7 protein-coding genes and 1 tRNA gene are annotated in these 9,419 nt (G+C 54.2%); 7 read left to right on the plus strand and 1 reads right to left on the minus strand.

The annotated features are described in order from the left end of the window. The first annotated feature begins 163 nt into the window (after positions 1–163). The 7 genes from HN413_12665 to HN413_12695 all read left to right on the plus strand — a co-directional run bounded on the left by HN413_12665 (position 164) and on the right by HN413_12695 (position 9,263). Positions 164–1,807, plus strand: a complete 1,644-nt coding sequence (locus tag HN413_12665) for a glucose-6-phosphate isomerase (protein ID MBT3391250.1) — start codon at positions 164–166, stop codon at positions 1,805–1,807. Positions 1,808–1,810: 3 nt separating this feature from the next. Continuing rightward, positions 1,811–3,304 carry a glucose-6-phosphate dehydrogenase gene (gene zwf / locus HN413_12670; GenBank protein MBT3391251.1) on the plus strand — a complete coding sequence of 498 codons (1,494 nt, stop codon included), beginning with the start codon at positions 1,811–1,813 and terminating at the stop codon, positions 3,302–3,304. Positions 3,305–3,440: 136 nt separating this feature from the next. Next, the gene (pgl, locus tag HN413_12675) at positions 3,441–4,166 is read left to right on the plus strand and encodes a 6-phosphogluconolactonase (protein MBT3391252.1); all 726 of its coding nucleotides are present in this window, start codon (positions 3,441–3,443) and stop codon (positions 4,164–4,166) included. Beyond that, positions 4,163–4,780: an MBL fold metallo-hydrolase gene (locus tag HN413_12680; protein ID MBT3391253.1), complete on the plus strand. Its 618-nt coding sequence runs from the start codon at positions 4,163–4,165 to the stop codon at positions 4,778–4,780. Before pgl ends, HN413_12680 begins: the two co-directional genes overlap by 4 nt. A 102-nt stretch (positions 4,781–4,882) precedes the next feature. Then, positions 4,883–6,040, plus strand: coding sequence for a L,D-transpeptidase (locus tag HN413_12685; GenBank protein ID MBT3391254.1), 1,158 nt, complete (start codon positions 4,883–4,885; stop codon positions 6,038–6,040). Between the two features lie 53 nt (positions 6,041–6,093). Beyond that, the gene (locus HN413_12690; protein ID MBT3391255.1) at positions 6,094–8,133 is read left to right on the plus strand and encodes a (Fe-S)-binding protein; all 2,040 of its coding nucleotides are present in this window, start codon (positions 6,094–6,096) and stop codon (positions 8,131–8,133) included. A 14-nt stretch (positions 8,134–8,147) separates the two neighbouring features. Next, positions 8,148–9,263 carry a DUF1624 domain-containing protein gene (locus tag HN413_12695; GenBank protein ID MBT3391256.1) on the plus strand — a complete coding sequence of 372 codons (1,116 nt, stop codon included), beginning with the start codon at positions 8,148–8,150 and terminating at the stop codon, positions 9,261–9,263. A gap of 78 nt (positions 9,264–9,341) precedes the next feature. Here the strand turns inward: HN413_12695 and HN413_12700 are convergent. Further along, positions 9,342–9,416: transfer RNA gene (locus HN413_12700), tRNA-Asn, on the minus strand. Positions 9,417–9,419 lie beyond the last annotated feature (3 nt).

The raw sequence follows: 9,419 nt of genomic DNA on the forward strand, positions 1-9,419 counted from the left end.
AACAAAAATGCATAAATGACTCATTTGGTAGAAGTTAGCAACATCAAATCCGATATACTTCTTACATAAAGAGCCGGAATAACTATAAAATCGCCACAAAACACACAGCGCTTTTTCTGTATTTTCTATGCGCTCTATATTCGTTGTGGTAAAGGAATCATTCATGAGCATAAACATCACCTATCAACTGGGCAAATACCAATCGGATGTAGATACTGGCCTGCAACAACTTGCCACAGATAATGTCCTTGCCCGTATCTGGGAACACGATCACACCGTCTGGAAGTCCGAGCCGACGGAAATATCCAACCGCTTGGGTTGGCTGCGGATTGCAGAGGTGATGCGATCTGAAATCGGGCATATGCAAACGCTGAAGGAAACTCTGCTTACCGAAGGGTATACCGATGTTTTACTACTCGGCATGGGCGGCTCCAGTCTGGCTCCGGAAGTCTTCAGCCACACCTTCAAAAAAACCGGAGGCTTACGCTTGCAAATATTGGATAGCACCGACCCCGACATGGTGCTGGCGCGCGAAAAAAGCCTCGATCTCAGCAAAACGCTCTGCATTGTTGCAACCAAATCTGGGGGTACAGCCGAAACCCTTTCGGCGTTCAAGTATTTCTACAATCGGGTTTCGAAAGCCGTTGGTAAAAGAAAATCTGGCGAACATTTTGTGGCGATCACCGATCCGGGCAGCAAATTAGTGGACATAGCCAAGCAATATAAGTTTCGGGAGATTTTCCTAAACGAGCCAAATATCGGGGGACGGTATTCGGCGCTCTCATTCTTCGGGTTGTTACCAGCAGCCCTGAGCGGGGTGCAACTTCCGAGGTTGATTGCCAATGCCAGCGATATGAGCGCTGCTTGCGGCCCGCAGACGCAGGCACAGAATAACCCCGCCGCGGTATTGGGCGCGGTGCTGGGGCGGTTTGCCAATTCAGGTATGGACAAAATAACATTCACCGCGTCTCCAGCGATTGCCGATTTCCCCAACTGGGTAGAGCAACTCATTGCAGAAAGTACGGGCAAAGAGGGCAAAGGTATTTTACCCGTCGTCGGAGAAACGCTTGGCATACCCAAAGCGTATGGCGATGATCGCCTGTTTGTACACGTACAAGTTGGCGATGATCCAACCCATCGTGCGGCGTTGAAAGCGTTGGCGAATGTCGGGTACCCAATTGTGCGCATTCATTTAGAAACGATCTACGATCTCGGGGGGCAGTTCTTGCTCTGGGAGCTGGCAACCGCAGTGGCCGGGTATTTCTTGCAAATTAATCCTTTTGACCAGCCCAATGTGGAGAGCGCCAAAGTACTGGCACGCCAGATGGTGACAGCCTACACCGAGAACGGCGAATTGCCCGCCGGGGAAAAGACAGTTCCCAGCGCAGCCGCGCTGACAGAGTTTCTCTCCCAAAGTAACCCTGGGGATTATGTGGCGCTCCAAGCCTACCTGCACCCCACCCCCGAGGTTGAAGCCGCGTTATCCGAGCTCCGCCTGGAGATACGCGATACGTATAAAGTGGCAACCACGCTCGGGTTTGGCCCGCGCTTCCTGCACTCGACCGGGCAACTCCATAAAGGCGATCGCGGCAATGGGCTGTTTATCCAACTCATATCGGATGCAGCAAAAGATATTCCCATCCCCGATGAAGCCGGACGAGCAGCTTCGGCGATGAGTTTCGATACACTGAAAAAATCCCAGGCGTTGGGCGACGCACAGGCGCTACGCGACGCCGGAAGGCGGGTGATTGTCTTCCCGGTGGGAAACGCGCCCGCAGAATTGATTCAAGCGCTTCAGAGCCAATAAGAAATGACCTACCCTCCGACCACCATTGTTATTTTTGGCGCATCGGGCGATCTGACGCACCGCAAACTGATTCCGGCGTTGTATAACCTGTATCATAAGGGATGTTTGCCAGAAGAACTGACGATTGTCGGCTTTGCGCGCCGTCCCTGGGACGATGCGTATTTCCGCGACCAATTGCTCGAGGGTGTGCAAACCTTCAGCAGCGGAAGTTATGATGAGCAAATCTGGGCAAAATTTGCGCCCAAAATTCATTATTTTCAGGGCGACCTGCCCACCGCAGAAGACTACACCCGGCTGGTGAAAATGCTCGATCAGTTGGAGACAACCCCAGCAAACCGTTTATTTTATCTGGCAACCGCGCCAAGTTTCTTTGAACCGGCGATCGCTCATCTTGGCGCGGCAGGGTTGGCACAGGAATCAATGGAAGCTGGAACCCCCTGGCGGCATGTGGTCATTGAAAAACCGTTTGGCAACGATTTAGCATCGGCGCAGCGGTTGAACCAGTTTGTGCATACCGTCTTTAGTGAACAGCAAATTTATCGTATTGACCATTATCTGGGCAAAGAAACTTCGCAAAATATTCTCTTTTTCCGTTTTGCCAACACGATTTTCGAGCCGGTTTGGAACCGCCGCTTTGTGGATAATGTGCAGATCACGGTAGCTGAAAGTGTGGATGTAGGCCATCGCGGTAGCTATTATGATAAAGCGGGCGTTTTGCGCGATATGTTCCAAAATCATCTCTTGCAGTTGCTCTCGTTGGTAGCGATGGAACCCCCGGCCTCGTTCCAAGCCGACGCCGTGCGCAATGAGAAAATCAAGCTATTTTCAGCCATACGCCCGATCCAGGCCGCCGACACCGTGGCCGCCCAGTATCGGGGCTACCTGGATACCGAGGAGGTTGACTCCAACTCGCGCACGCCCACTTACGCGGCATTGAAATTACAGATTGATAATTGGCGCTGGAAAGGTGTGCCCTTCTACCTGCGCTCCGGCAAGGCCATGAACCGTAAAACCACCGAGGTCATCATCGAATTTCAGAAACCACCCCATTTGATGTTTGGTCTCTCGGGCGCCAGTGAATTTTCGCCGAATATGATCTCTTTGTGCATCCAGCCCGATGAGGGCATCTATCTGAAATTCCAGGCCAAAACTCCCGGCTCAGACGAAGATATGCGCTCAGTCAATATGCAGTTCCAGTATCAGGATGCCTTCAAAGGTGACCCTCTGCCGGATGCCTACGAACGCCTGCTCGAAGAGGCCATCCAGTCTGACGCTTCACTCTTCACGCGCAGCGATGGCATTGAAGCTGCCTGGCATTTAATCGATCCGGTGATTCATCTATGGGAAGACAAACAGCAATCTGGCCCACTGGCAACTTACGAACCGGGGAGTTGGGGACCATTCCGGGCCGAAGAAATGCTATCGCAAGATGGGCGCACGTGGCGTGCGGGCTGTGGGCGCGTCAAGAGTGGCATTACGCTGAATGTTAAAGCCTGATTTATGCCCTAACCCCCAACCCCTCTCCCAAAATTAAAAGAGGGGAGCAGGTAAGTTTCAGACAACCAGAATGAAATTGGTGCGTTTCCCCTCTCCTGGAATCATGAGGGGGTACAGGCCAAATCATCCCAAACCTATGGCAATCATTCAAACCTACCCCACCCCCGATGATCTCGCCCGCGCCGCCACGGAATTATTCGTCACGCTGGCTCAGGAATCGATCCGCGATCACGGGCATTTCTCCGTTGCCCTGGCCGGAGGCTCTACGCCGCGCGCCATGTATCAAAACCTGGCGACGATCGAGTTTGCCCAGCAAGTTAATTGGGAGCGGGTGCATGTTTTCTGGGGTGATGAACGCTGCGTTCCCCCCGATAGCGAAGACAGCAACTATCGCATGGCCCACGATGCTTTTTTGAAAGTCGTCGCCATCCCATCAGAGAATATCCACCGCATCCACGGCGAAGCCAAACCCCATCAGGCCGCGCAAGATTATCAAACGGCCATGCGCAAATTCTTCGCCCCCAAACCCACCCGCTTCGACCTGATTTTCCTGGGCATGGGTGACGACGGGCACACGGCCTCTATCTTCCCCGGCACTCCCGCCGTTCACGAAGACGAAAAACTGGTCATGGCACAATACGTTGAAAAACTGGGGAGTTGGCGCATCACGTTCACGCCTGCGCTGATCAACGCCGCCGCCAATGTCGCCTTTCTGGTCTCTGGCGAAAAGAAAGCCTACCGTCTGCGGCAAGTCATTGTGGGCCGCTATCAGCCCAACGAGCTTCCCGCCCAAATTATACGTCCTGCCGTCGGCAAATTACGCTGGCTGCTCGATGAAGCCGCAGGAATCCATTTATCATGAAAGCCAAACTCCTCTCCCAAAGCGTCGGCCCCTGGCCGATGAACACCTACGTTGTGATCTGCGAAGAAACCGCCACAAGCGCCGTGATTGACCCCGGCGCAGAAGTGGAGAGCATTTTAGCGCTGACCGCCGGAACGCGCATCGACAAGATTTTGCTCACACACGGGCATTTCGATCATGTGGACGCGCTGGACGAATTGTTGGAAACTGTGCCCGCGCCGGTGTATCTACACCCGGCGGACGCCGAGAAATTTGGCCTGGAATTCAATACTCCGCTCGCGGATGGGTTGCACATCCCGGTGGGGAATCTCACCCTCCGAGCCATACACGCGCCCGGCCACACCCCCGGACAGATTTGCTTCGACCTCGGCGATGGACGCGTCATTTCGGGCGACACCATCTTCGTCGGTGGCCCCGGCAAAACCTGGTCAGCGACAGAATTCGCCCAGACCATGCACACCATGCAAACCATCGCCTTCGCCTGGCCCGATGAGACGCAATTCTTCCCCGGCCACGGCCCCAGCGGAATTATCGGCCAGGAGCGCCCGGCCTTTGAAACTTTCCTGGCCCGCGGCTGGGATGAAAATCTCTTCGGCGATGTAACCTGGGCCTAAATTTGATATAATCTATCCACTTTCAAAATTTAAGCCATAAAGTACCCAGAGAGAATTCTCAAAAACTCTGTGCTCTCTGTGGCAAACAAAAGATTCGCTCCTATGTCAAAACCCTACTACCTGACCCCCATTCTACTGATAACCTTCTTACTGGTATCCGTATCGCCCGCGCACGCCGCCGAGAGCGTCTGCCTGCCGGGTGCGTACCCCAATATCACCAGCGATTGCCTGCCCTCCGGCCCGGCGCAAGTACTCACCGATCTGGCTTCCAACGGCTTTACCTATCCCGTAGCGCCAATTGCTGCCAGCCCCCCAGATATTAATCTTACCTTTGTACCCTCTCTTTACGCGCAGGTGCGCGAGCGCAATGCCCCGGTGTACGGCACACTTGAAGATGCCATCACCGGAAAGTACAGTACCGCCGCCAGTTATATAGACTCGGCCTTCAGCTATATCTCCTACTATCAAGATACGGTAGTCGATGGGGCGCGTTTTTACGAAATTGATACCAACGCCTGGATGACCGCCAACGATGTCATCCGCGTCACGCCGCCGCGTTTTCAAGGTTATACATTCACCCGCACACCCGCGCAAACCTTCGGCTGGGTATTAACCTATCTCAGTCAGAGCGGATACGCAGAAACCAAACGCACGCCCGGCGATGCCAACCAGGATTACACCGGACATCAACTCAATAATCATGACCTGATCTGGGTATACGGCGCGGCAACCATCGATGAGAGCGAATGGTATTTGGTTGGCCCCGACGAGTGGCTGCCCGAAAGCGTAGTCGCCCGCGTGATCCCCAACACCACCCCGCCCGAAGGCATCACCACTGGGCGCTGGATGGAAGTCAATCTTTTTGAACAGACGATTGCTGTCTACGATAATTACGAACTGGTTTTTGCTACCCTGATTGCTTCTGGTTCGGACCCCTTCTGGACGCGTCCGGGCGTGTTCCAGATTTACGAAAAACTTGATACCACTCCCATGCGCGGCTCCTTCGAGGCCGACCGCTCCGATGCCTACTACCTCGAAGATGTCCCCTGGACGATGTACTTCGACCAGCGCCGCGCTCTGCATGGCGCCTATTGGCGCGCCAACCTGGGCTTCCCTCAGTCGCACGGCTGCGTCAATCTCGCCATCGGTGATGCGCGCTGGCTCTTCGATTGGGCCGAACTCGGCGATTGGGTTTACGTCTGGGACCCCTCCGGTAAAACTCCCACCGACCCCGAATTCTACGGCGAGGGCGGGGCGTGATATAAATTTTAGCGGATTGGCAAGTTTAATATCAACCCGCTACCTTCCCCCTTATGCTCACCCTTCCCGAAAAAGTTATCTTCACCCTGGCTGTCGTCGCCAGCGGCTACTCCACCTGGCGCGGTATTCAACGCGTGATTGCAATCATCAGCCAGGGGCATGGCAACCCCGACTGGAAGTTGATTCCTGAGCGATTATTCGCGACTCTTGCCAACACGCTCACCCTACGCCCCACCTGGCGTCTGCGCTTCGGGGTCAGTTTGCTGCACGCTTTGGTCGTCTGGGGGTTCACCTACTACCTGCTGGTCAATCTGGGCGATGTGCTCACCGCCTACATCCCTAATTTTCACTTTTTGGGAGCCGGATTATTGGGCAATATTTATCGATTGCTAGCCGACCTGCTTAGCATTGGCGTACTCGTCGGGATGGCTTCCCTGCTGATGCGGCGCTTCGTTTTTCGCCCGCGGGTGCTGACTCACGCCGAAGATATATTGCTCCACCCCAGAGCGAGAAAGGGCATCCAGCGGGATTCGGCCATCGTCGGGGTGTTTATCATGCTGCATGTTGGCTTCCGTTTTTTAGGAGAGTCTTTCCTTCTCGCTCAAAGTGGGCGCGTGGACCCGTGGCAACCTTTTGCCTCCGCGGTCGGTTCCCTGTGGGCAGGGCTGGCCCCAAACACAATCTCAACCCTGGTGCATATCTCCTTCTGGATGGCGCTGGGGCTGATCCTGGCCTTCATGCCCTATTTCCCCTACTCAAAACATATTCACCTGTTTTTTGCCCCACTAAATTTTTTACTGAAACCAGAACGCCGCTCGATTGGCGAGCTTTCGGCGCTCAACTTTGAAGATGAAAGTATTGAGCAGTTTGGCGCATCCACGCTGGCAGACCTGGGCTGGGAACAGCTTATGGATGCCTACGCCTGCATCATGTGCAACCGCTGCACCGAAGTCTGCCCGGCGAATACCACCGGCAAGGTACTCTCTCCAGCGGCGCTCGAAATTAACAAGCGCTATCATTTGAATTATGACCTCGGGGCTGATCCCGTTCCTCTGACTGAATTTGCCATCTCCGAAGAAGCGGTGTGGGCCTGCACAGCCTGCGGTGCCTGTGTGGATATTTGCCCCGTGGGCAACGAGCCAATGCGCGATATTCTCGACATCCGCCGCGGGCTGGTACTGATGGAGAATAATTTCCCCGAACAATGGCAAACCGCTTTCCGCGGCATGGAGCGCACCGCCAACCCGTGGAATATTTCACCCGCCGAGCGTATGAAATGGGCCGATGGCCTGGATGTGCCGACCATCGCCGAAAACCCAAACCCCGAATATTTATGGTGGGTGGGCTGCGCTCCAGCTACCGACGCGCATGCCCAGAAAACGGCCCGCGCCTTTGCCAAAATCCTCAATCACGCTGGGGTAAACTACGCCGTGCTGGGCGAGGCCGAAACCTGTACCGGCGATTCGGCACGCCGCGCCGGGAACGAGTATCTCTTTTACGAACTGGCGCAAGGGAACGTAGCGACGTTTAACGAGATTCGCCCCAAGCGCATACTTACCACCTGCCCGCATTGCCTGCACACCATCCAAAACGAGTACCCCGCCTTTGGCGGCGAGTACGAAGTTGTGCATCATACGCAGTTGATCAATAAGTTGATGGGCGAGGGAAAACTCAAGTTAAAAGTAGAAAGTGGGAAGTTGGATGTGGGAAATCCCCAAACTTCAACTTTCAACCTCCCGCCTGCTACCATCACTTTCCACGACCCCTGCTATCTCGGACGGCAAAACGGCATCACCGAGGAACCGCGCCAGACACTCCATAGCTTATCCCTCAAATTGGTTGAGATGCCGCGCCACGGAGCGAAATCGTTCTGTTGTGGCGCGGGCGGCGCGCAGATGTGGAAAGAAGAAGAGCATGGCAGCGAAAGCGTCAACGCCAATCGTTTCCGCGAGGCCACTGCCACCCAGGCCAATGTACTGGCCGTGGGCTGCCCCTTCTGCCTGACGATGATGAGTGACGCCGCCAAAGATGCTGGCAACCCGATGCAAGTGCAAGACATCGCCGAGATCGTTGCCGCACGGCTCATACAGTAAAGGAAAGCGATTTTATGAATAGGAAACCTGATCGGCTTCTATCTTTGGATGCATTGCGCGGCTGGATTATCGCCCTCATGGCGCTCGACCATGCCAATCATTTCATCGCCCAACAACATTCCTCGGGCGAGTATTGGGGAGGTGCCTTTCCCGTCTATCAGGATACACTGGCTTTTCTGACACGCTTCATCACACACCTATCTGCCCCAGGCTTCTTCTTCCTAATGGGCACAGCCCTGCTGCTCTTCGCCCACGCCCGCAAGCAGCAGGGCTGGGGTCAATGGGCTATCATCAGGCATTTCATGCTCCGTGGCGGATTATTGATGGCACTGCAATTATTGATAATCAATCGCGCCTGGGAACTCTCTCCTTCCGGCTGGGGTTTGGACATCTATATTGGCGTGTTATTTGCATTGGGCGGCACGATGATAATGGCAAGCCTGATGCTATGGCTTAAACCGAAGTATCTCCTCGCCCTAACCGTTGTATTCTTCCTGGCAACCGAGTTGCTAACCCCCAATCCCCATCAATGGAATCAATCTTTTTCAATCACCCAGCAATTGCTATGGATCCCCGGTGGAAATCTGAATTTGTGGGTGAATTATCCCGTACTTCCTTGGCTGAAGTTGGTCACTTTCGGGATGCTCTTTGGCCACTGGATTGTGTCGAACCCCCGTCTGGCCTTCAAACGAGCGCTTTGGCTCGGGATTACGTTCCTGCTGGCCTTTGGCGCGTTGCGCGCACTTGACGGCTTTGGCAATATCCGCCCCCGCGCAGACAACACCTGGATCGCTTTCCTAAACGTGGTCAAATACCCGCCTAGTCTGACCTTTACATTGTTAACCACTGGCATCAATCTGATTATTCTGTGGCTATTGAACCAGTTTGGCGACAAACTCCGATACCTCCGCCAGCCCCTGGCCGTATTTGGACAGGTGCCACTATTATTTTACGTGAGCCATCTTTTCTTGTATGCTGCGCTGGGTCTCTGGTTCACACCCCACGGTACGAGCCTCCCGATAATGTATCTCTACTGGCTGGCTGGATTGGCAATCCTGTATCCCCTATGTCTGGGATACGGACGGTTCAAACAGCAGCAATCTGCAAATTCGATTTGGCGTTTTCTATAGGGTGGAGAAAATAGCTTACATTTTTGCCAAAGTAAAAAGCTGCCGCTTTCTGAGAAAGTGGCAGCTTTTTGTGTGCAATGGCTCCTCGGGTAGGATTTGAACCTACAACCTAGCGGTTAACAGCCGCCCGCTCTGCCATTGAGCTACCGAGGATTG

This window comes from Chloroflexota bacterium (assembly GCA_018648225.1).
GTDB lineage: Bacteria > Chloroflexota > Anaerolineae > Anaerolineales > UBA11858 > NIOZ-UU35.